A 21,939-nucleotide genomic window follows, 5' to 3' on the forward strand; every position below is an offset into this window, starting at 1 on the left:
ATCGACCGGCGCAGCTACCAAGCCACCACCAGTATCGACATCGTCATCCCCGACCCTTGACGACCACACCAACCACTTAACTGAACGGCGTTGCAGCTAGAAGCCGAGCGATCTTGGCGGTCAGCGGGCCTCCGGGTCGAGGCCGAGCACGGCCCGTCCGCCGTCCACCGGCAGCGTCACCCCGTTGACGAAGCTCGCCGCGGGCGACAGCAGGTACGCGACCGCCTCGGCCACCTCGTCGGCCCGCCCGATGCGGCCCACCGGGTGCAGGCGGGTCAGCTCGGCGTCGATCCACTGGGCCTGGGTGGGCTCCTGCGTGGCGAGGAATTCGGCGTGCCGCTCGGTGGCGATCGAGCCGAGCGCCACCGCGTTGGCGCGGATGCCGTGCCGCCCGTACTCGACGGCCAGCGCCCGGGTCAGCCCTTCCACTGCGGCCTTCGCCGTCGCGTACGGCAGGGCACCGGACACCGGTCGACGGGCCTGGTGCGACGAGACGTTGACGATCGCGCCGCCTGCGGCGCGGGCCAGGAAGCGCCGGACGGCGACAGCGGCGCCCACAACGGCTGGGCGCAGGTTCAACCCGATCAGGTCCAGTACCGTGTCGGCCGACGCGGTGTGCAGCGTGGCGTCGCGGAACACCGCAGCATTGTTCACCCAGCCGGTCAGCGGCGCGGCGCGGTCGGCCAGCTCGGCGGCGCGCTCGGCCACCTGCTCGTCGGCGGCGTCGCCGATGACTGCGACGAGCCGATCGGCGGCCGGATGGTCGGCCAACCAGTCGACAGCGTCGGCGTCGCGTTCCAGTACGACGATGGTTGCGCCGGTCGCCAGCAGCCGTTCCACCACCGCCCGGCCGACACCGCGACCGCCTCCGGTCACCACGCACGACGTGGGCACGGCTCAGCCCTGCGGTCGGCGGTGGACGACCACGCAGGCCAGGCCAGGCCCGGCGTGCGCGGCGACCACCGCACCCGCCTCGGAGACGTACGTGTCGTGCAGCCGGTCACCGAACCGCTCGGTCAGCGCGGCGCGCAGCGCTTCGGCGCGTTGCGGCGCGGCCAGGTGGTGCACCCCGAGATCCACGTCGTCGCCGTCGGCCGTCTCGAAGGCCAGGTCCACGAGACGGGCCACTCCCCGGCTGGCGGTGCGGACCTTCTCCCGCAGCACTATCGCCCCGTCCGGCATGTGCATGATCGGCTTGACGGACAGCGCGGTGCCAACCAACGCCTCGGCCGCGTTGATCCGGCCGCCTCGGCGGAGGAACTCCAGCGTGTCGACGTAGAACCAGACGGTGGTGCGGGCGATGGCGCCGAGCGCCGCGTCGCGTACAGCGGCACTGTCCGCGCCAGCCTCGGCGGCGGTGGCGGCGGCGATGGCCGGAAAGCCCAGCCCCATGCCCGCCGAGCGGCTGTCCACTACCTCGACCCGGCCGTCCAGGTCGGCGGCGGCGAGCCGGGCGGCCTCCACAGTGCCGGACAGCGCGGCGGAGATGTGCACCGAGACGATCCCGTCGGCGCCGGCGTCGAGCAGTCGACGGTACGTCCTGGCGAACTGTTCGGGTGCCGGGCGCGAGGTGGTCGCTGTGACCCGGCGGGCACTCAGCGCCACTGTGGCGTCGGCCGGCTGGGTCTCCACCCCCTCCAGCCCTTCCGCGCCGTTGAGCACGACGGTCAACGGCACGACGGTCAGCCGGTGCGCCTGCACCAGCTCGGACGGAAGGTAGGCGGTGGAGTCGATGACAACCGCGACGGGCATGCCCGGCACGCTAGCCGATCGAGGCCCCGAACGCCGAGGCGCGAATGCTCAGACCGCGTCGACGGCGACCGGGGCGGTGATCAGGCCGACGTTGTGCGCCCGCAACTGCCAGCCACTGACGTCCTGCGGACGCCCGATGGCCGGCGCACGGTCGTCGTGCCGTAGCTCACTCCAATGGCAGTTGGCCAATGAGCCGATGGAGCGCAGCACACCAGTGTCCCAGCCGAGCAGATGACCCATGCCCTGCCGGGAACCGCCACCGTGGGTGGCGACCACCACAGTGCCGCCGGCTGCCGCCTCGGCAGCCTCCCGCAGCGCGGCACCGACCCGCTCACCGAGGTCGTGCAGGGGCTCCAGATCCGCGCCCGGGTCCGGGTCACCGGCCCGCCAGCGCGCGTACTCGTCGGGGAATCGCTCGGCGACCTCGGTGAGGTGCAGACCCTGCCACTGGCCGAAGTGCCGCTCGCGCAGCCGGGCGTCGGTGCGTACCGGTAGGCCCGTCAGCGCGGCGAGCGCGGCGGCGGTGTCGGCGGCGCGGCTCAGGTCGCTGGCCACGATGGCGTCGGGCCGCAGCCCCGCGAGCAGCGGGGCGGCGGCGCGGGCCTGGTCGCGGCCAAGCTCGTTGAGGGGTACGTCGGTCTGCCCCTGGACGCGGTTGGCGGCGTTCCAGTCGGTGTTGCCGTGCCGCCAGACGATCAGTCGGGTCATTCGGCCGCGGCGGACCCGCTGGCGTCGGCCTCGACCAGGTCGCGATCGACGAACGGGATGGTGGGGCAGTCCTTCCAGAGGCGGTCGAGCCCGTAGAACTCGCGCTCCTCGGTGTGCTGGACGTGCACCACGATGTCGACGTAGTCGAGCAGCACCCAGCGGCCACCACGCTCGCCCTCGCGCCGCACCGGCTTCGCCTTGTCCGGCAGCTCGAGCAGGCTCTCCTCGATGGCGTCGACGATGGCCAGCACCTGACGCTCGTTGGGGGCAGCAGCGAGCACGAACGCGTCGGTGATGGCGAGCTGGTCGCCGACGTCGATGATCGTGATGTCCTGCGCCTTCTTGTCGGCGGCGGCCTGGGCGGCCGCGATAGCCAGCTCGTGAGCGCGTTCGGAAATCGTCACCGTTCTCCTTCGATCAAGCGTGCGATCCTCCAAGCGTCTCATACCCGGCGGCACCCCGATCGTCCAGTTCTGGTCGGTTAACGGCACGAAACTGGGCATAACGGGTGCACTCAGCGCTGATAGAGGCTCCGCTTGGCGATGTACTGCACCACACCGTCTGGCACCAGGTACCAGACCGGCTCGCCTCGGGCTACCCGAGCGCGACAGTCGGTCGACGAGATGGACATAGCGGGCACCTGGATCAGGCTGACGGTGTCCGCCGGGAGGTGCTTGTCGCTCAGCGGAAAACCGGGCCGGGTCACGCCGATGAAATGGGCCAGCTCGAAGATCTCATCCAGGTCCTTCCAAGACAGAATGCGTTGCAGGGCGTCCGCGCCAGTGATGAAGAACAACTGCACCTTCGGGCCGTACTCGGCCTGAAGGTCACGCAGCGTGTCGACCGTGTAGGTAGGGCCACTACGGTCGATGTCGACCCGACTGACCTGGAAGCGGGGGTTGGAGGCGGTGGCGATCACTGTCATCAGGTACCGGTCCTCGGCCGGGCTGACCGGCTCGTCGGCCTTCTGCCACGGCTGACCGGTGGGCACGAAGACCACCTCGTCCAGGCCGAACCGGTCCGCCACCTCGCTGGCCGCGACGAGGTGCCCGTGGTGGATCGGGTCGAAGGTGCCACCCATGATCCCGATCCGCCGGATATCTTCCTCCACCCAATGATCGTAGGCCGAGCGTCGTGGCCGACCGTCCCGGCCCGGCACCGTGATCAACTCGACTTCCTGAGAGTCGGCCCATCTGGGAGACCCGGACACCGCGAGTTCATGAAAACCGAGTCAATCCACCGAGGGCACCGCACGTAGGGGGTCGTAGCATTCTGACCGTCGGCGTATATTCGTCGGCGAGTAACCGTCGACGAGCGAGGGGGTCATCGTGCCGAAGCGGCGCAAGGTCGGCAACCTGCTGGCGCTGGCCGTGCTGTCCGCGCTGGTCCAGCGGCCGATGCACCCGTACGAGATCGCCACCGCACTGCGTGCCTGGGGCAAGGACCAGGACATGGAGTTCAAGTGGGGGTCCTTCTACACGGTGATCGGCAACCTGGACAAACACCACCTCATCGAGGCGGTGGAGAGTGTGCGCGAGGGCCGACGCCCGGAACGCACCGTCTACCGGATCACCGACGCGGGGCGGGCGGAGCTGGTCGACTGGGCCCGCGAGCTGGTCTCCACCCCGATGGCGGAGCATCCCCGCTTCCGGGCCGGGTTGTCAGTGCTCGCCGCGCTGCACCCCGACGAGGCCACCGGCCTGCTGCGGCAGCGACTCGACCTGTTGGAGGCCGCGGTCCACCAGGACCGCGAGACCCTCGACGCGCACCTGCGAGAGATCCCGCGGCTGTTCCTGGTGGAGTCGGAGTACGACCTCGCCATCCGCAACGCGGAGGCCGCCTGGCTGCGGGCACTGCTCGCCGAGCTGACCTCGGGCAGCTACCCCGGGTTGGACACCTGGCGGGCCTTCCACGAGACCGGCGAGATGCCTGCCGAACTGACCGAGTTGGCCGAGAAGACACACGCCCCGAAGGCCAACCCCGACACCCCGACCACCCACACCCAGGAGGCCAGCCCCGACAGCGCCGAACGCCCCGACAGCAGCAGCCGGGGAGCCGACACCACCGGCTGAAGAGCGGCCCCGGCGAGGTGCGCCAACACCTCACCGGGGCCCTGACCCCGAACCGACGCCTGGGAAGGCACCCGGCCCGAAGCGGCAACCACGAGGATAACCGGGCTCCCTCCCAGGTCCGCGCGCCCGCGCACCGACCACACCAGGTCCGCGCCCGCGCGCCAACGACCACAACCAGGGAGAGAGCATGACCACGGTACGAACCGCGATCGTCATCGGCGCTGGCATCGCCGGGCCGGTGACAGCGCTCGCGCTGCGCCGCGCCGGCATCACCGCAACCGTCTACGAGGCTTACCCGACCACGGCCAGCGGCATCGGCGGCACCCTCGCCCTCGCGCCCAACGGCGTGGCGGCTCTGCGTACGGTCGGCGCGCACGAGGCGGTGACGGCGATCGCCACACCGATCGACAGCAGCGCTCTGGCCGTCGGCCGCCGCCGCATCGCCATGCCCACGCTGACCGGGGTGCCGCCGCTGCACGTGGTGCACCGGGCTGAGCTGTACCAGGTGCTGCACGACCAGGCATTCGTCGAAGGTGTGCCGTTCGCGTACGGCAAGCGGCTGGTCCACGCCGAGCAGACCGGCGACGGCGTGACCGCACGCTTCGAGGATGGCAGCACCGCGACCGCCGACATCCTCGTCGGCGCGGACGGGATCCGCTCCACGGTCCGGGGTCTCATCGACCCGTCCGCGCCCGGCCCCCGGTTCACCGGGCTGCTCGGCTTCGAGGCGGTCGCCCGGCACGAGGTGGACGCCGAGCCCGGCACTATGACGTTCGCGTTCGGCCGACGCGGCTACTACCTGTACTGGCCGGAGCCTGGCGGCGGCACCCGGTGGGGGGCCAACCTGCCGCAGCGGCGGCCGATGAGCCTCGTCGAGGCCCGGGCGGTGCCGGCGGAGCAGTGGCTGGACACGCTGCGCGCCACCTACGGCGACGACGACCCGGGCCGGGAGTTGGTCGCGACCAGCAACGCCGACGACCTCCAGGTGGTCGGGTCGTTGCAGATCATGCCGCCCGTGCCGCATTGGCATCGGGGCCGGATGGTGCTGGTCGGCGACGCGGCGCACGCGCCGTCGAACAGTTCGGGGCAGGGCGCGTCGTTGGCCATCGAGAGCGCTGTGCAACTCGCCCGCTGCCTGCGCGACCTGCCGGACGTTCAGGCGGCGTTCGCCGCGTACGTGCGGTTGCGTCGTACCCGGGTGGAGAGGGTCGCGGCCCGCGCGGCCCGCATCAACCACGCGAAGGCGCCCGGTGCGGTCGCGCGGACGCTGATGCCGCTGCTGATGCCGCTGATGGTGCGCACGGTGCTGGACCCGGAGAAGACCGTCGCCGACGAGCAGCGCTACGTCATCGACTGGGACGCGCCGGTCACGGCGGAGCCCGCCCTGCGCTGAGCGGTGGCTGCGGGGTGGCTGGCCAGCCACCCCGCAGCGGCCAGCCCGCGCCGGGCCCGCCCGCGCCGGGCACCCGACGGCGTCAGCCCACGCGGGCAGCGTTCAGGCCGAGGCGGCGGCCACCGCCGTCCGGGCGACCAGCGCGCGACGCAGGTCGTCGTCGGCGTCGGTCACCACCCGGCGCAGGCCGGGGGTCAGGTCGTCGCGGGCCAGCAGCGCCGCGGCCGCCTCCCGGGTGGGCTGCGCCACGGCGTAGCGGGGGAACGCCAGGGCGGCCACCCGGTCGGCCGTCCAGGGGGTACGCCGGTGCGCGGCGGCCGGCATCTCCGCGAAGTACCGATCGACGTACGCGGCGGTCAGGTCGGCCTGTTCGGGTTGCCAGAACCCCTCGGTGATCGCCTCCAGCAGCCGACCGGACAGCTCGGTGTCCCGCACGATGATCTCCCAGGTCGCCTGCTTCGCCACCGGGTCGGGCAGCGCCGCCCGGCAGTAGGCGGCCCGTTCCGCGCCCGTGGAGCTGTTGTCGGCGGCGGCCTCGATGGCGATCTCCGCCTCGCCGGCGGCGCCCAGCACCACCAGGCGACGCAGCACCGCCCAGCGCAACTCCGCGTCGATCTTCAAACCGGCCGGCACGTCCCGGCCGGCGAGCCAACCGACGAGCAGGTCAGCGTCGGTGGTCGCGGCGATCCAACCCCGTGCGGCGGCGAGCTGCAACGACTCCCCGGCCGGCGCGCCGTCGAGCAGCCGCTGGCACGTCCCGGCGACCCTGGCCAGCGCCGTGGAGCGGGTCAGCGGGTCGAGGTAGCGGTCGACAAGGGACCGGCTGAGTGTCAGCACGTCCTCCGCGATGATCACCTCCGTTTCGGCGGGCAGCGCGGCAGCCATCAGATCGACCAGGCCGGTGACCGGCCGCTCGCCGTCGGTCGCCGCGTCCAGTGCCTCGCGCCAGAGCATCGCCCGGGCCAGCGGATCGGACAGACCGGGCAGCACCTGCGGGACGGCGTCCGCCGACGCCGGGTCGAGGCGTACCTTCGCGAAGGTGAGGTCACCGTCGTTGAGCAGCAACAACCGGGCCGCCGGCTCGCCGGTCAACGCACCGAGCACGGTGCGGCCTTCGTCGGCGTTCGGGTCGATGTCCACCTCGTCGCGTCTCGCGGTGCCGTCCATCGAGTAGCGGCCCACGCCGATCCGGTGAGGGCGCAGCACCGGGTACGACTCGGGCGCGGTCTGCACCACTGCCACCTCGGTGTAGCGACCGTCGGCGTCCACGGCGACCTCGGCCCGCAGCGTGTTGACCTGCGGGCGGCGCAGCCACAGCTCGGCCCAGTCGGACAGGTCCCGCCCGCTGCTGGCGGAGAGGCTGGCCAACAGGTCGGCGAGGGTGGCGTTGCCGAAGCGGTGGGCGGCGAAGTGCGCGTTCAGGCCGGCGAGGAACGCCTCGTCGCCGAGCCACGCGACAAGCTGCCGCAGCACGCTGGCGCCCTTGGCGTACGAGATGCCGTCGAAGTTGAGCAGGCCCGCCTCGGCGTCGACGACCTCCTGTGGGGCGATCGGGTGGGTGGAGGGCCGCTGGTCGGCGGCGTAGCCCCAGGCCTTGCGCCGCATGGCGAAGGTGGTCCAGGCCTGGTCGAAGCGGGTCGCCTCGGCGGTGACCCGGGTGCCGAGGTACTCGGCGAAGGACTCGTTCAACCACAGGTCGTCCCACCAGCTCATGGTGACCAGGTCGCCGAACCACATGTGGGCCATCTCGTGAGCGATGGTGCCGGCCCGCAGCTCGCGCTGGGTGTCGGTGACGGCCGAGCGGAACACGTAGTCGTCGCGGAAGGTGACCAGGCCCGGGTTCTCCATCGCGCCGGCGTTGAACTCGGGCACGAACGCCTGGTCGTACTTGCCGAACGGGTAGCGTTCGGTGAAGAGCTTGTGGAACCGGTCCAGGCACTGCCGGGTGATGGTGAAGATCTCCTCGGCGTCGGCGTCCAGGTGCTCGGCGAGTGACCGACGGCAGTAGATGCCCAGCGGTATGCCGTCGTGCTCGGCCCGCCGGACGTGGTACGGCCCGGCGATCAGCGAGAAGAAGTACGTGGCCAGGGGCTCGCTCTGGGCGAACTCCCAGCGCCCGGGGGCCGGGTTGGCGGCCAGCTCGGCGTTGCCGGCGACGATCCACTGCGGCGGTGCGGTGACCGAGAGGGTGAACGGCGCCTTGAGGTCGGGCTGGTCGAAGGCGGCGAAGATGCGCGGCGCGTTGTCGAGGAAGGACTCGGCGTAGAGGTAGGTCTCGCCGTCGGCCGGGTCGACGAAGCGGTGCATCCCCTCCCCCGTTTTGGAGTACGCCATCTCGGCCTCGACGATGAGCGTGTTCTCCTCGGCCAGGTCGTCGAGCGGCAGCCGGTTGTCGGCGAGCAGGGCGGGGTCCAGGTCGCGGTCGTTGAGGCGTACACCGCGCAGTTTGGCGGGCTTGACCTCGACGAAGGTCGCGGCGCCGGTGGTGGCCCGGAACCGGATCTCGACGCGGGAACGGAACAGGTCGCCGTCACCGGTCAGGTCGAGGTCCACCTGATAGGACTCGACAGTAATCGCCGCGCCACGCGCGGTCGCCTCTACACGGGTCAGGCTCGGCATCCGCTTATCCTGCCCGATGGGGATCGGCACCCGGTCACCACACGACCCTCGGCACTGGAGGAAAGAACCATGGCGCAGCACCCCAAGGGCGACTTCGACCTCTCTCGGGCGGTCTGGCAGCGGGCCGAGGGGGACACCTCCGACAGCGCCGTCGAGGTTGCCTTCGTCGACGACCTGATCGGGATGCGCAACTCGGCCGAGCCGAACGGGCCGGTGCTGGTCTTCACCCAGGCCGAGTGGGACGCCTTCGTGGCCGGCGCGCAGGACGGCGAGTTCGACCTGGACTGACAGTGCCCGCCGACCCGTCGGCGGTCGATCGCCGTGCCGGTGCCCGTGGTCGGGACACCGGCACGGCCACGCTGGCGGGTCGGCCGACACACCCCCGGATCGGCCATCCAGGGCTGGGGGTCAACCATCGCCGGGAACATCGCCGTCGCCCCAGCCGAGGCCACCCGGGCCAGGGGCGTGGTGGAAGCCCGGATGGTCGGCCACGTCGACGCAGCGTTCGCCGTCCGGGCCGACCGCGCCGCAGAACAGCCGCTCGGCCCGCTGCCAGGCGTCCGCCGGTGACAGAGCCGCCGCTCCGATTGCCACCTCCGAGCGGAGCAGGCTCAGCGCCTCCGCGTACGCCACGGCCAGCTCGCGGGCCTCAGCCGGGCCGGGCGCGGTGAAGCCCAGGTGCACTGTGAAGAACCGGTGCGGACGGGTGGGCCGCCTCGGCGGCCCGATCAGTGACCGCCCGTCGCGGCCTCCGCCGAGTGCCCCGGCCGCTCGCCGCTGCCGCCAGTGCGGCGATGTGTTGTCGCGCATCCGCCCTCCCCGTGCTCGTCCCACCAGCAGCAAACCAGGTTCCGCCGCCCCTGGGAGGGGCCAGCCGGGCGGGGTTCAGCGGCGTCGACGGGGGTATGCGCGCTGACAAACGGCGACCAGCCGCACCTGTGCGTGAGGAGACCCGATGGCGAGCATGCCGGCCGACCGCAGCCCGGACAGCACCCTCGCGCTGCTCCGCGCCGGTTACCGGTTCATCGGCGAGCGCTGCGAGCGGTACGGCAGCGACGTCTTCAAGACCCGGATCCTGCTGGCCCCGACCATCTGCCTGCGCGGCCGGCCGGCGGCGGAGCTGTTCTACGACACCGACCGCTTCCAACGCGCCACAGCGATGCCGCTGCGCGTGCAGCGAACCCTGACCGGGCGGCGCGGGGTGCAGGGGCTGGACGGGCCGGAGCACTCCGACCGCAAGGCCATGTTCATGTCGATCATGACACCGGCGGCGATCCAGCGGCTCGGTCGACTCTTCGACGACGAGTGGCGGACCCGGGCCGCCGCCTGGGAGGCCGCCGGCCCGGTGTCGCTCTACGACGAGCTGGGCCGAATGCTGACCCGGGTGATCTGCGCCTGGGCCGGGGTGCCGCTGCCCGCGTCGCAGGTCGAGCGCCGCACCGTCGAGCTGCACGCCATGATCGAGGCGCCGGCCGTGCTGGGACCCCGGCACTGGCGGGGACGGCTGGCCCGGTACCGCGCCGAACGCTGGCTCGCCGACCTCGTCGAACGGACCCGGGTCGGTTTCGCTCGGGCGCCGGCCGGTAGCGCCCTGGCCGTGATCGCCGAACACCGGGACGGGCGCGGCAACCTCCTTCCCCGGCGGATCGCGGCGGTGGAGCTGCTCAACGTGCTGCGCCCGGTGGTCGCCGTCGACCAGTACATGACCTTCGCCGCGCTCGCCCTGCACGACCATCCGGCCTGGCGGGAACGGATCCGTGACGACGACGAGGCCACCGAGCACTTCGTCCAGGAGGTACGCCGCTACTACCCGTTCTTTCCGATGGCGGCGGCCCGGGTCCGGCGGTCCTTCGACTGGCAGGGCCACCACTTCCCGCGCGGCCGGCGGGTGCTGCTCGACCTCTACGGCACCAACCACCACCCGACACTCTGGCCGCAACCGGAGCTGTTTCGCCCGGAGCGGTTCGCGGGCCGCCGGGTGGACCCGTTCGAGCTGATCCCGCAGGGCGGCGGTGAGCACTGGGCCGGGCACCGCTGCGCCGGTGAGTGGATCACCATCGACCTGATGAAGCGGGCGGTCACCAACCTCGTCACCACCATGCGCTACGACGTTCCCGTCCAGAACCTGGCCCTGGATCTGCACCGGATGCCAGCACTGCCGCCCCTCGGGCTGACCCTCACCAACGTCCGCCACACCTCCTGAGCGGACGATGATCGTGCGTGGTCGAGGTGACGAAGCGACACGGCGGACCGAAGCCCCGCCGACCCGCCTACCGATGACGTACGTGCTACCGCTGCGTTGGCACACCGACACCGACACCGACACCGACACCGGCCTGGCCGAGCTGACCGACTACCTGCGCTGGCTCGGTGACCGGGTCGAGGTGCTCGTGGTCGACGGCTCACCTCCGACCCTCTTCGCCCGGCACGCCGAGGCGTGGCAAGGGTTGATCCGGCACCTTTCACCGGATCCGAGTGAGCGTGGGCTCAACGGCAAGGTGCTGGGCGTGCACACCGGCGTCCGCGCGGCCGGCCACGAGCACGTGGTGATCGCCGACGACGACGTCCGGTACGACGAGTCCGCGCTGAGCGCGGTAGACCGGCTGCTGGGCCGGGCCGACCTGGTGCGACCGCAGAACTACTTCGACCCTCTGCCCTGGCACGCCTGGTGGGACACCGGCCGCACGCTGCTCAACCGGGCGCTCGGGGCGGACTACCCGGGCACCCTTGCCGTGCGGCGCAGCACCTTCCTCGCGATGGGCGGCTACGACCCGGACGTGCTCTTCGAGAACCTGGAGCTGATCCGCACTGTGCGCGGGTACGGCGGCACCGAGGCCGCTCCGGCCTGGCTGTACGTCCGCCGGCTGCCTCCGGACGCCGCGCATTTCCGCGGTCAACGGGTCCGTCAGGCGTACGACGATCTGGCTCAGCCGGCGCGCCTGCTGACCGCGCTCGCGGTGCTGCCGGCGCTGGCGGCGGCGGTCGTGTCGCGCCGCCCCAGGCTGCTGCTCGGCGCGGTGGCCGGTGTCGTCGCCCTGGCCGAGACGGGTCGCCGCCGCGCCGGCGGCACCCGGGTGTTCCCGCCGGCCACAGCGCTGGCGGCCCCCCTCTGGCTGCTGGAACGCGGTGTGTGCGGCTGGCTGGCGGTCACCCAGCGTCTCCTGCTGGGCGGCGTCCGCTACGGCGACACCCGAATCCGCCGAGCCGCCAACCCCGCCCCGCGCAACCCACGCCTCCCCGCGATCTTGCACTTTCGGTCGGAACAAAACCGCCGGTAGCCCCACAGAACTCCGGCCGAAATCGCGAGATCGCGCTGAGCCGAACGCAACAGCTCGCGGGCACCCGAGGGTGACCGCGAGCTGTCGCGCTGGGTTGGGGTGGGTCAGGGAGTTGCGTGGTCCTTGACCTGGTGGGCGGCGGACTTCGTGTCGTCCTTGACCGCGTGCACGGCGTCCTGAGCGGTGGACTTCACCGAATCGGCGGCCTGCTGGGCCGGCTCGCGCAGCTCGCTGGCCACCTCGCCCAGCTTCTCCTTCACGGCCCCGCTGTGCTCGCTGACCTTGGCCTTCACCTGGGTGGCGGCCTGCTGCTCGCGGCGGGAGGCCGGGATCAGCGACGAGGCCAGCCAGCCGACCCCGAACGCGATCAGGCCGGCGGCGAGAGGGTTGCCCTGGGACTTCTGCCGGATCACCCGCGGCGCGCTGTGCGCGGCGTCGCTGACGGTGGTCGCCGCCGAGTGCGCGGCGTCGCTGACGCTGGAGGCCGCCGACGAGGCGCGGTCACCCACCGAGTGGGCGGCCTGGCCGGTGCCGTGGCCGAGGTCAGACGCGGTTCCCATGACCTTGTCCCTCACATTCTGCAGAGCGGAACGGGCCCGCTGCTTGCGGTCGTCGACGATGCGGCTGGGGCTGACCTTGTACGCCAGCGCGTCCACATCGGAGCTGAGGCTGTTACGGGTGGCTTCGATCTCCCGGCGGATCTGATCGGGATCGGTGCTCATCGGGTTACTCCCTCCGGGTGCGGCTTGAGCGCGTCGGGGATCCGCTGCACGCTGTCGTTGGTCTGCTTGAGCCCGCGTACGTGCTGGGCGTTCTTCTTGGCCATCGAGTAGAGGACCGCGGCGACCACGGCCCAGATCACGGCCACGATCAGCGCGGCCAGACCGGAGTCCATGACGTTGTCCAGGAACTGCCAGATGGCGATGGACACGAAGAGGGCCACCATGTAGCCGCCGAAGCCGGCACCGCCGAAGAGGCCCGCGGCCTTGCCGGCCTTCTTGCCCTCCTGCCGGATCTCGGCCTTGGCCAGCTCGACCTCCTGACGCATCAGCGTCGACAGGTCGGTGGTGACCTGACGCATCAGGTCACCCAGCGAGCTGCCCTTCACCTCCGACGCGGTGTGCGGGGCACCCGCGTCGGGGTGGTAACCGGAGTCCAGTCCGGACCCCTGCGTCGGCATGCTCATGCCGTCGCCTCCCTTCGGACGACTCGGCGGCTCACGGGCGAGGGCTGCTGCCGCTGGACGGCACGCCCGGCAGCGGGTCGGTCTGGGTCACCGGCGGCAGCGGCTGGCCGGTGCCGGAGTGCTCCGGGTAGTCGCCCCGGCCCGGCTCGGAGGAGCCGCCGGACGCCGGGTCGGCGTAGGTGCCGGGCGTCTGGTCGGTGTAGCCACCTGATGTCGGCGGGGTGTGCGTACCAGGGGTCGGGTCGAGGTAGCCGCCCGGCGGAACGGCGTCCGGCACCGCGCGGGGCGCCGGCGGCTGCGTCGGGATCACGGCGGTCTGCTCCGGGTCGTACGCCCCGGCGCCCCGGAAGGTCGAGGACCCGTTGCCGGAGTCGTCGCCGGCGGCCGAGATGCCACGGGTCAGCCGGCCGGCCAGCACACCGAGCACCGCCGCGCCGACCAGGAAGGTGCCCGGGTTACGCCGCGCGTAGTCGCGTACCTCGGTGATCAGGTCGCCGGGCTCGCGCTGCTCGAGCCAACCGGCGACACCCTGCACCCGGTCGGCGGCCTGGCGGGCCAACTCGGTCACCGGGCCGGCCTGGCCACCCTGCTCGGCCATCGAGCGCATCTCGTCGGCCAGCGAACGTAGCCCACCGGCGGCTCGGCGCTGCTGCTCACCGGTCTGGCTGGCGAGCTGGCTGCGGGCCTCGCCGTACAGGTTGCGGGCCTGCCGGGCCGCCTCACGGCCGACCTCGGTGCCCTGCTCCTTGGCGGTCTGGGCGACAGCGCCACCAGCCTGCGCGGCCTCCGACCCGACCTGGCGCGCCTGGTCGCGGACGCCACCGCCGTTTGTCGACTGCTGCCCGTACGTGGAAGACGTAGGTGAAAGATCGTAAGTCATGATTTCCCTTCCGCTCAGAAAGTCGTAGCGGTTGTGCTGGGGGGATGCGGCGCGTTGCCGCCGCCGCTGACCATTCACCTACCCTGCGTTCTGGCTTCCATACCTCTTCGTGCATTTATCTGCGCGGCCCACCGGTTGGTCTTCAAAATGGAGGATCGTCGGGCTGCGTCACGTCGCCGCTGCGGACAGTGAGGTTCGCGAGGCCGGTAGATCCACGGAGGGGGCAGCGATGGCACGAGGCGCACGGGGCGGCCGAGCGGCCGGTCCTCGACCCCGGGTCCAGCTGGCCGCGCTGGTGGTGGCCGGGGTCTTCCTGCTGATCGGCGTCCTCGGCTTCATTCCCGGCATCACCACCGACTACGGCGAGCTGCGGTTCGCCGGGCACCACTCGGAGGCCCACCTGCTCGGGCTGTTCCAGGTGTCGATCCTGCACAACGTGGTGCACCTGCTCTTCGGGCTGGTCGGCCTGGTGCTGGCCCGCAGCGTCGCCGGTGCCCGCGTCTTCCTGGCCGCCGGTGGCGCGATCTACCTCGCCCTCTGGCTCTACGGCCTGGCGATCGAGGCGGTCAACCCGGAGGGCGGGGCGAACATCCTGCCGGTCAACGACGCCGACAACTGGCTGCACCTCGCGCTCGGCTTCGGGATGCTCGCGCTCGGGCTGCTGCTGTCGAACCAGGCCGGCACCGGCGGACGCCTGGACAACCCCGCCGACCGGCACTGAACTGGACTTTTGTGGTTTCGCGGTCTCGCCGGCAGGGGTAATTCGGCCGGCGAAGGAGGTGCGACCATGCCTCGTTGGCTGCGTGACAACGCCCTGGCCGTCGCCATGCTGGGGGCGTTCCTGGTCTTCCTGGTGTTGCAGAGCGTCTTCGGCTGGCAGACCCACAACGAGGAGCTGACCGAGTACGGGGCCGCGCCGCTGAGCTGGCCGGCGTACCTGACCAGTGGGCACTTCGCCGAGGCGGTCTTCGAGAACTGGGAGTCGGAGTTCCTCCAGATGGGCGGGTACGTGCTGCTCACCGCGTACCTGGTGCAGCGGGGCTCGGCCGAGTCGAAACCGGTGGACCAGACTGACCGACCGGAGGACGACGAGCGCCGGGCGACCCCGCAGTCACCCTGGCCGGTACGCGTCGGCGGCCTGCCGCTGGTGATCTACCGGAACAGCCTCTCCCTCGCCCTGCTGCTGATCTTCGCCGGTTCGTTCGTCGGTCACCTGCTCGGTGGCACCGCCGCGTACAACCAGGAGCAGGCGCTCCAGAGCGGGGCGCCGCCGATCGGGGTGTGGGAGTTCCTCGGCACCAGTGACTTCTGGTTCCAGTCCATGCAGAACTGGCAGAGCGAGTTTCTCGCCGTCGGCGCGCTGATCCTGCTGAGCATCGTGCTGCGCCAGCACGCCTCGCCGGAGTCGAAGCCGGTGACCGTCGAGCACGCCAGCACCGGCGCCTGAAACCGGCGAGGCGGCAGCGGCCACGCGGCCGTCAGGCCGCGACCGGCAACCGCTTGGCGAAACAGACGCTGTACGGGTTGCCCACGTACTCGCCGTAGACCGGGATCTGCTGGTAGCCACACGCTGTGTACAAGGCGATAGCGGCCGGCAGGTAGGTGCCCGTCTCCAGACAGACCACCGAGTGCCCCTGCCGGAACGCGCACTCCTCCAGCGCGGCGAGCAACTGACGACCGATCCCACGCCCCCGGTACGCGGGCCGGACGTACATCCGCTTCACCTCGCCGGACTCGGCATCGAGCGCCTGGAGGCCCCCGCAGGCGACCGCCCGACCGTTCACCACCACCGCCAGGTAGCGGACGTCGTCATGGGGAACGAAGACCTGCCCGTCCAACCCACCATCGGCCTCGCGCAGCTCACGCTGCTGCGCGATGACCATGGCGGCGATCTCCGGATCGGTGGCAGGCCGGGACTCGATCAGCATCACCCCACGCTAGGACGCGTGGATTTCGGGGAGGTTTCCGGGAATCAACCCCACCACGGAGGGCAACGAACTACTCGGCGTCGTCCTCGTCGTCGATGTCGTCGTCGGACGCGTCCGCACCCAGATCGTCGGCCGAGCGCACCCGGCGAGCCTTCCGGGCGGCGAGCCGATCCGCTGCGGAAGCCCGGTTCGACTTCTCCTCCAGGCGGACGTCGGTGCCCCGGTTGCCGGGTTTGAAGTCCACACCGGCGAAGAGCGTCGGCTGCCAGTCGAACTCGCGCACACCGATCCGGACCAGATCACCGGGCTGCGCGCCGGCCTTGGCCAGCTTGTCCTCCACCCCGAGCCGGGCCAGCCGGTCAGCCAGGTAGCCGACCGCCTCGTCGTTGTCGAAGTTGGTCTGCTTGACCCAGCGCTCCGGCCGGACACCGCGCACCGTGAACGAGCCGTCCGCCTCGGCCGTGATGGTGAAACCGTCGTCGTCCACGGCGATCGGGCGGATGACGATCCGGGTCGGCTCGGCGGGCGGAGCGGCCTTACGCTCTGCGTCGACCAGATCGGCCATCGCGTAGGTCAGCTCCTTGAGCCCCTCCCGGGTGGCCGCGGAGACCTCGAACACCTGGTAACCGCGCTCCTCCAGGTCGGGGCGCACGATCTCGGCGAGGTCACGGCCGTCCGGCACGTCGATCTTGTTGATGGCGACCAGCCGTGGGCGGTCGGTCAGGCCGCCGTACTGGCTCAGCTCGGCCTCGATGGCGTCGATGTCGGCCACCGGGTCACGGCCGGGCTCCAGGGTCGCCGAGTCGATGACGTGCACCAGCACGGCGCAACGCTCGATGTGGCGCAGGAACTCCAGGCCCAGGCCCTTACCGGTGGCCGCGCCGGGGATCAGGCCCGGCACGTCCGCGACGGTGAAGGTGTGGTTGTCCATCCGGACCACGCCGAGGTTGGGCACCAGTGTGGTGAACGGGTAGTCGGCGATCTTCGGCTTCGCGGCGGAGATCACCGAGATCAGCGACGACTTGCCAGCGGACGGGAAGCCCACCAGGCCCACGTCGGCCACGCTCTTCAGCTCCAGCACGATGTCCAGTTGGTCGCCGGGCTCCCCCAGCTCGGCGAAGCCGGGCGCCTTGCGCTTGGCGTTGGCCAGCGAGGCGTTGCCCCGCCCGCCGCGCCCGCCGCGGGCGACCTCGAAGGTGGTGCCGGCACCGACCATGTCGGCCAGCACCGTGCCGTCGGAGGTCTGCACCACTGTGCCGTTGGGCACCTTCAGCACCAGGTTGTGGCCGTTGGCCCCGTCCCGGTTCGAGCCGGCGCCGCCCTTGCCGTTGTCGGCCTTGACGTGCGGGTGGAAGTGGAAGTCGAGCAGCGTGGTCACCTGCGGGTCGACCACCAGGGACACGCTGCCCCCGTGCCCACCGTTGCCGCCGTCCGGCCCACCGAAGGGCTTGAACTTCTCGCGGTGGATCGAGGCACAACCGTGCCCGCCATCGCCGGCCTGCAGATGCAGAACGACCCGGTCAACGAACGTTGCCACGGCGTCAATCCTTCCAGCGAGGTCCAACCTCGCACTTCGCTAAAAAGGCTAAGCGGGCCGGGACCCGGAGGTCCGCGGCCCGCTTAGCCCGAGAACTACTGCTGCGGAACGATGCTGACGGTCTTGCGACCGCGCTTGGTGCCGAACAGGACCGCACCGGCGGACAGCGCGAACAGCGTGTCGTCGCCGCCACGGCCGACCAGGTCACCGGGGTGGAACTTGGTGCCACGCTGCCGGATGATGATCTCACCGGCGCTGACGACCTGACCACCGAAGCGCTTCACGCCGAGTCGCTGGGCCGCGGAGTCACGACCGTTACGCGAGCTGGACGCACCCTTTTTGTGAGCCATTGGAGGACGACCTACTTCCCGCTGGAGATGCCGGTCACCTTGACCTGGGTCAACGGCTGACGGTGACCCTGGCGCTTGTGGTAGCCAGTCTTGTTCTTGAACTTGTGGATCCGGATCTTCGGGCCCTTGGTGTGCGCGGCGATTTCGCCGGACACCGCGACCTCGGCAAGCTTCGCCGCGTCGGTCACCAGGTCGTCACCGTCGACGAGGAGCACCGCGGTGAGCTTCACCGCGTCACCGGGGGCACCGGTGAGCTTCTCGACCTCGATCACGTCGCCCTCGGCGACCTTGTACTGCTTGCCGCCGGTCTTGACGATCGCGTACATCGGAGGCGGACTCCCTGTCGTTGAGGCTGCTGGCGGTCGTTCCCGCAGCGGCTCGCCGGGTAGCAGTGCACGGCGGCGCGGGCACACGGGAACTCGGCACACCAAAGGTGGGCCGCAGGCAAGAGTACGCCATCGCGAGCCCGGACCCCAAACCGGCCCGCCCTGGTCAGCGCGCGCAGAGCTGGTCGAGGCGTTGCTGGAGCCGGTCGAGTTCGGTCTCGTCGATCGACTCTACGTCGGCACCGAGAGCGGAAACCTCGGTGCCGAGGTCGGTGAGCAGCGTCTTGAGCTGCGGATCGTCAGTCCGCTCCGACTGCTCCCGCAGTACGGTCCGCCAGTTCGCCAACGCCGCCTCGGCCCGTACCCGGGCGGCCTCGGCCGTACGGCTGTCCCCGGCGCCCACCGCCGCGAGCATCCGACCCAGCTCCCCCACGTACGTCCGGACGGCAGTCGTGCTGGCCTCCTGCGCGGCGGCGCAGACCTGGGTGGCGTTACCACCCGCCACACCACCGCTGGCCGGCATGCCGGTCGGGCCGGGAGGGGTGCCAGCGGCCGCCGAGCCAGCGCCCTCGGCGGTCCCACCGGTGGAGCAGCCGGCCGCGACGGAGAGCATGGTGAGCAGCGCGGTGAGCGCGAGCAGACGGCGCATCTTCTTCTCCTGACTCGGGACGACCGATCGACGACCGGGTGGCCACAACGACGAGGTCCCTCCCCCGTCACTTTGCCGGGAGAGGGACCTCGTCAAACACGTGGCCGGTCAGGCGCTCAGGGGCGGGTCCGCCGACGTGCGCCACCGCGACGCGACCGGCGACGGCCGCCACCGCCCTCGGTGGTCTCCTCGTCGCCCTCACCGTCAGCGAGCGCGTCCGGGTCGTCCGCCGCGGCCAGGCGGGCCGACTCGCCCTGCTGAGCGTCGGAGATCGCCGGTGCGGCGGCGGTGTCCGACTCGTAGCGGGACAGGTCGTAGCCCATGGTGTCCTGGTAGTCGGCGTCCGGCTCGGCCGTGGTGTCGGTGTCGACCACCTCGACAGCGGTCCGCTCGGCCGCGGCCGGGGCGTTCTTGCGTGCCCTGCGGCGGGACGAGGTGGCACCCTGCTCGGCCGCCGGAGCGGGAGCGGGAGCCACCGCCGAGGCGACAGCCTTGACCTTCTCCCCCGCACCGGCCGGACGCGGCTTCTCCGGCACCGGCTCGGTGTGCATGATGACGCCCCGACCCTTGCAGCACTCGCAGGTCTCGCTGAACGCCTCCAGCAGGCCCGCGCCGATCCGCTTACGGGTCATCTGCACCAGGCCGAGCGACGTGATCTCGGTGACCTGGTGCTTGGTGCGGTCCCGGCCCAGGCACTCGGTGAGCCGGCGCAGCACCAGCTCACGGTTCGACTCCAGCACCATGTCGATGAAGTCGATCACCACGATGCCGCCGATGTCCCGCAGCCGGAGCTGACGGACGATCTCCTCCGCAGCCTCCAGGTTGTTGCGGGTGACCGTCTCCTCCAGGTTGCCCCCGGAGCCGGTGTACTTGCCGGTGTTGACGTCGACGACAGTCATCGCCTCGGTGCGGTCGATCACCAGCGAGCCGCCGGAGGGCAGGAAGACCTTGCGGTCCAGGCCCTTGATGATCTGCTCGTCGATCCGGTACTCGGCGAAGACGTCACTCGTGCCGACGTGCCGGCGCACCCGGTCGACAAGGTCCGGGGAGACATGCGACAGGTACGACTCGACGATGTCGTACGACTGCTCGCCCTCGATCACCAGCTCGCGGAAGTCCTCGTTGAACAGGTCCCGGACAACCCGGATGACCAGGTCGGGCTCCCCGTAGAGCAGCGCCGGAGCGCCACCCTCGGCGGCCTTGGCCTGGATGTCCTCCCACTGCGCCTGGAGCCGCTTGACGTCGCGGGCCAGCTCGTCCTCGGTGGCGCCCTCGGCTGCCGTCCGGACGATCACGCCCGCGCCGTCCGGGACCAGCTTCTTGAGCACGTCCCGCAGCCGCTTGCGCTCGTTGTCCGGCAGCTTGCGGCTGATCCCCGAGGCGTTGCCGTTGGGTACGTAGACCAGGTGCCGGCCCGAGAGCGCGATGTGGCTGGTCAGCCGTGCGCCCTTGTGCCCGATCGGGTCCTTGGTGACCTGGACCAGCACCGAGTCGCCGGAGCGCAGCGCCTGCTCGATCGAGCGGGCCCGCCCCTCCAGCCCGGAGGTGTCCCAGTTGACCTCACCGGCGTACAGCACGGCGTTGCGGCCCCGACCGACGTCGACGAACGCGGCCTCCATGCTCGGCAGCACGTTCTGCACCTTGCCGAGGTACACGTTGCCGGCCATCGTCCCGGAGGAGTTGCGAGTGACGTAGTGCTCGACCAGCACACCGTCCTCCAGGACGGCGATCTGGGTGCGGTCACCGCGCTGGCGGACCGCCATCACCCGGTCGACGGCCTCCCGGCGCGCCAGGAACTCCGACTCGCTGAGGATCGGCGGGCGGGTACGGCGCTGCTCCCGACCGTCCCGGCGGCGCTGGCGCTTGGCCTCCAGCCGGGTCGAGCCGGACACACCCTGCACCTCGTCGACGGTCCGGCGCGGCTCGCGGATCTTCACCACTGTCGGCACACCGTCGTCCGCCGCGCCCTCGGTGTCACCGGCGCCCCGACGACGACGGCGACGACGACGACGGGTCAGACCGTCCCCGCCCTCGGACTCCTCGTCCTCGTCGGCCTCGGCCTCTGCCTCGGCGGTCTCTTCCTCGTCGGCCTGCGCCGCCTCCTCGGACTCCTCGTCCTCGGCGTCGTCGGCCCCGCCCTTGCCCCGGCCCCGGCCCCGGCGACCACGCCGGCGGCGGCGGCGCGCGGCGGCGCTGTCCTCGTCGTCCTCATCCGCCTCGGCGGCCTCGTCGGCCTCCTCGGTCGGCTCCTCTTCGGCCTCGATGGCCTCGATCGGCTCCACCGGCTCGACCTCGCGGCGGCCACGCCGACGGCGGCGGGACGGCTCGGCGGCCTCCTCGACGGCCGGCTCCTCGGCCGCCGCGGCGGGCTCCACCGGTCGGGTCACCGGCACGGCGTCCGGCTGGGGTGCCATGAACAGCACTGTGGGCGCGGAGAGCGCGGCGCGCCGACGACGGGTACGCGGCTGCTCCGGCTCGATCTCGGCCGGCTCGTTCGGCTCATCCGTCACACCGGAGACGGCCACACCCGGTGGCACCTCGCCGGAGCGGTCCTGCGCACCACTGCTCCAGGCCAGCTCTGCGGCGGACGTGCTCGGGAGGGCCGGGGAGTCGTTCAACTCGGCCTCGGCCTCGCGCAGGTCGGACTCCGCCGGCTCCTCAGCGACGTCCGGCTCCTCGACGACCGGCTCCTCGACCGCAAGCGGCTCGTCGGCGGCGGCCGGCTGCTCGGCGGCGGGCGGCTCCTCGACGGCCGCCGGCGTGGCCTTCTTTCGCCGGGTACGGGTCACCTTGACCGGCGGCACCACCTCGGCCGAGGCCGCCTCCGCGGAGGCGGCGACCAGCGGCTCCTCGGCGGTCGTCTCGACGGGGGTGGCCTTGCGGCGGCGCCGGGGGGTCTTCGGTGCGACGTCCAGGTCACCGGAGACCGGGGCGAAGACCTCCGCCTGCGGCGACTCGACGTTGCCGGCACCACCGGTGGGCGCCTCGATCGGGGCGTCGGTCTGCTCCGGCTGGTTGAGCGGGGCGGCCCGACGACGGGTCGCCCGGGTGCGCCGCACCGGGGCGGCCGGTTCGGTGGCCTCAGCAGGAGCGCTCTCCGCGCCAGCCGGTTCCACCGAGGCCGAACCGACAGCCGTGGTGGAGGTCTCGACGGCGGCGCCGTCGGCCGTGGTGCTCTGGTCGGCGGTGTCACCGGCCGGCTGTGAACCGGTCCGTTCGCCGCCCTCGGGCTCGTTCTCGAGCATGGACGTTCTCCAGTTC

23 protein-coding genes are annotated in these 21,939 nt (G+C 71.6%); 7 read left to right on the plus strand and 16 right to left on the minus strand.

Annotated elements, in window-relative coordinates:
- Positions 1-120: 120 nt before the first annotated feature.
- The 5 genes from AB0C19_RS32025 to nadD all read right to left on the minus strand — a co-directional run bounded on the left by AB0C19_RS32025 (position 121) and on the right by nadD (position 3,571).
- Positions 121-894, minus strand: coding sequence for an SDR family oxidoreductase (locus tag AB0C19_RS32025; RefSeq protein ID WP_357191403.1), 774 nt, complete (start codon positions 892-894; stop codon positions 121-123).
- 3 nt (positions 895-897) lie between these two features.
- Complete coding sequence (locus AB0C19_RS32030) at positions 898-1,752, minus strand: DegV family protein (protein ID WP_357191405.1); 855 nt, start codon at positions 1,750-1,752, stop codon at positions 898-900.
- Between the two features lie 48 nt (positions 1,753-1,800).
- Positions 1,801-2,460 carry a histidine phosphatase family protein gene (locus tag AB0C19_RS32035; RefSeq protein ID WP_357191407.1) on the minus strand — a complete coding sequence of 220 codons (660 nt, stop codon included), beginning with the start codon at positions 2,458-2,460 and terminating at the stop codon, positions 1,801-1,803.
- Complete coding sequence (gene rsfS, locus AB0C19_RS32040) at positions 2,457-2,864, minus strand: ribosome silencing factor (RefSeq protein ID WP_210785344.1); 408 nt, start codon at positions 2,862-2,864, stop codon at positions 2,457-2,459. The genes AB0C19_RS32035 and rsfS overlap by 4 nt, the downstream gene beginning before the upstream one ends.
- 110 nt (positions 2,865-2,974) lie before the next feature.
- Positions 2,975-3,571, minus strand: a complete 597-nt coding sequence (nadD, locus tag AB0C19_RS32045; RefSeq protein ID WP_030336528.1) for a nicotinate-nucleotide adenylyltransferase — start codon at positions 3,569-3,571, stop codon at positions 2,975-2,977.
- A 217-nt stretch (positions 3,572-3,788) separates the two neighbouring features.
- Between nadD and AB0C19_RS32050 the strand changes: the two genes are divergently transcribed.
- A complete protein-coding gene (locus AB0C19_RS32050) occupies positions 3,789-4,532 on the plus strand; it encodes a PadR family transcriptional regulator (RefSeq protein ID WP_357191409.1) in 744 nt (247 codons plus the stop codon).
- A 187-nt stretch (positions 4,533-4,719) separates the two neighbouring features.
- On the plus strand, positions 4,720-5,925 hold the full coding sequence (locus AB0C19_RS32055) for an FAD-dependent monooxygenase (RefSeq protein ID WP_357191412.1): 1,206 nt from the start codon (positions 4,720-4,722) through the stop codon (positions 5,923-5,925).
- A gap of 102 nt (positions 5,926-6,027) precedes the next feature.
- On the opposite strand, the gene pepN is transcribed toward AB0C19_RS32055, so the two are convergent.
- The gene (pepN, locus tag AB0C19_RS32060; protein WP_357191414.1) at positions 6,028-8,544 is read right to left on the minus strand and encodes an aminopeptidase N; all 2,517 of its coding nucleotides are present in this window, start codon (positions 8,542-8,544) and stop codon (positions 6,028-6,030) included.
- 69 nt (positions 8,545-8,613) lie between these two features.
- On the opposite strand from pepN, the gene AB0C19_RS32065 reads away from it, so the two are divergent.
- The gene (locus AB0C19_RS32065; protein ID WP_124817462.1) at positions 8,614-8,832 is read left to right on the plus strand and encodes a DUF397 domain-containing protein; all 219 of its coding nucleotides are present in this window, start codon (positions 8,614-8,616) and stop codon (positions 8,830-8,832) included.
- A 120-nt stretch (positions 8,833-8,952) separates the two neighbouring features.
- Here AB0C19_RS32065 and AB0C19_RS32070 read toward each other — a convergent pair whose 3' ends face one another.
- Positions 8,953-9,354 (minus strand): hypothetical protein, encoded by a 402-nt coding sequence (locus AB0C19_RS32070; RefSeq protein WP_357191416.1) that lies wholly within the window; start codon positions 9,352-9,354, stop codon positions 8,953-8,955.
- 145 nt (positions 9,355-9,499) lie between these two features.
- Here AB0C19_RS32070 and AB0C19_RS32075 point away from each other — a divergent pair, with 145 nt between their 5' ends.
- Complete coding sequence (locus AB0C19_RS32075) at positions 9,500-10,747, plus strand: cytochrome P450 (RefSeq protein ID WP_357191418.1); 1,248 nt, start codon at positions 9,500-9,502, stop codon at positions 10,745-10,747.
- A 73-nt stretch (positions 10,748-10,820) separates the two neighbouring features.
- A complete protein-coding gene (locus AB0C19_RS32080; RefSeq protein ID WP_357191420.1) occupies positions 10,821-11,822 on the plus strand; it encodes a glycosyltransferase in 1,002 nt (333 codons plus the stop codon).
- A 104-nt stretch (positions 11,823-11,926) separates the two neighbouring features.
- Here AB0C19_RS32080 and AB0C19_RS32085 read toward each other — a convergent pair whose 3' ends face one another.
- The 3 genes from AB0C19_RS32085 to AB0C19_RS32095 are packed head-to-tail and all read right to left on the minus strand — an operon-like array spanning position 11,927 to position 13,888.
- Positions 11,927-12,544: a DUF3618 domain-containing protein gene (locus AB0C19_RS32085; protein ID WP_238685113.1), complete on the minus strand. Its 618-nt coding sequence runs from the start codon at positions 12,542-12,544 to the stop codon at positions 11,927-11,929.
- Positions 12,541-13,008, minus strand: coding sequence for a phage holin family protein (locus AB0C19_RS32090; protein WP_238678469.1), 468 nt, complete (start codon positions 13,006-13,008; stop codon positions 12,541-12,543). The genes AB0C19_RS32085 and AB0C19_RS32090 overlap by 4 nt, the downstream gene beginning before the upstream one ends.
- A 31-nt stretch (positions 13,009-13,039) precedes the next feature.
- A complete protein-coding gene (locus AB0C19_RS32095) occupies positions 13,040-13,888 on the minus strand; it encodes a hypothetical protein (RefSeq protein WP_357191423.1) in 849 nt (282 codons plus the stop codon).
- A 229-nt stretch (positions 13,889-14,117) separates the two neighbouring features.
- Between AB0C19_RS32095 and AB0C19_RS32100 the strand changes: the two genes are divergently transcribed.
- Both AB0C19_RS32100 and AB0C19_RS32105 read left to right on the plus strand, forming a co-directional pair.
- The gene (locus AB0C19_RS32100) at positions 14,118-14,609 is read left to right on the plus strand and encodes a DUF4383 domain-containing protein (protein ID WP_357191424.1); all 492 of its coding nucleotides are present in this window, start codon (positions 14,118-14,120) and stop codon (positions 14,607-14,609) included.
- A 66-nt stretch (positions 14,610-14,675) separates the two neighbouring features.
- Complete coding sequence (locus AB0C19_RS32105; protein ID WP_357191426.1) at positions 14,676-15,335, plus strand: DUF6766 family protein; 660 nt, start codon at positions 14,676-14,678, stop codon at positions 15,333-15,335.
- Between the two features lie 31 nt (positions 15,336-15,366).
- Here AB0C19_RS32105 and AB0C19_RS32110 read toward each other — a convergent pair whose 3' ends face one another.
- The 6 genes from AB0C19_RS32110 to AB0C19_RS32135 all read right to left on the minus strand — a co-directional run bounded on the left by AB0C19_RS32110 (position 15,367) and on the right by AB0C19_RS32135 (position 21,923).
- Positions 15,367-15,816 (minus strand): GNAT family N-acetyltransferase, encoded by a 450-nt coding sequence (locus tag AB0C19_RS32110; protein WP_357191428.1) that lies wholly within the window; start codon positions 15,814-15,816, stop codon positions 15,367-15,369.
- Positions 15,817-15,886: 70 nt separating this feature from the next.
- Positions 15,887-17,353 (minus strand): GTPase ObgE, encoded by a 1,467-nt coding sequence (gene obgE / locus AB0C19_RS32115; RefSeq protein ID WP_238685118.1) that lies wholly within the window; start codon positions 17,351-17,353, stop codon positions 15,887-15,889.
- A 95-nt stretch (positions 17,354-17,448) separates the two neighbouring features.
- Positions 17,449-17,703, minus strand: a complete 255-nt coding sequence (gene rpmA, locus AB0C19_RS32120) for a 50S ribosomal protein L27 (protein WP_007464062.1) — start codon at positions 17,701-17,703, stop codon at positions 17,449-17,451.
- 11 nt (positions 17,704-17,714) lie between these two features.
- Entirely contained in the window at positions 17,715-18,029 is a 315-nt protein-coding gene (rplU, locus tag AB0C19_RS32125; RefSeq protein WP_007464063.1) for a 50S ribosomal protein L21, read from the minus strand.
- A gap of 166 nt (positions 18,030-18,195) precedes the next feature.
- Positions 18,196-18,678 (minus strand): hypothetical protein, encoded by a 483-nt coding sequence (locus tag AB0C19_RS32130; protein WP_357191431.1) that lies wholly within the window; start codon positions 18,676-18,678, stop codon positions 18,196-18,198.
- A gap of 116 nt (positions 18,679-18,794) precedes the next feature.
- On the minus strand, positions 18,795-21,923 hold the full coding sequence (locus AB0C19_RS32135; RefSeq protein WP_357191433.1) for an Rne/Rng family ribonuclease: 3,129 nt from the start codon (positions 21,921-21,923) through the stop codon (positions 18,795-18,797).
- Between the last annotated feature and the right edge of the window lie 16 nt (positions 21,924-21,939).

The organism is Micromonospora sp. NPDC048842 (assembly GCF_040649935.1).
Classification (GTDB): domain Bacteria; phylum Actinomycetota; class Actinomycetes; order Mycobacteriales; family Micromonosporaceae; genus Micromonospora; species Micromonospora hortensis.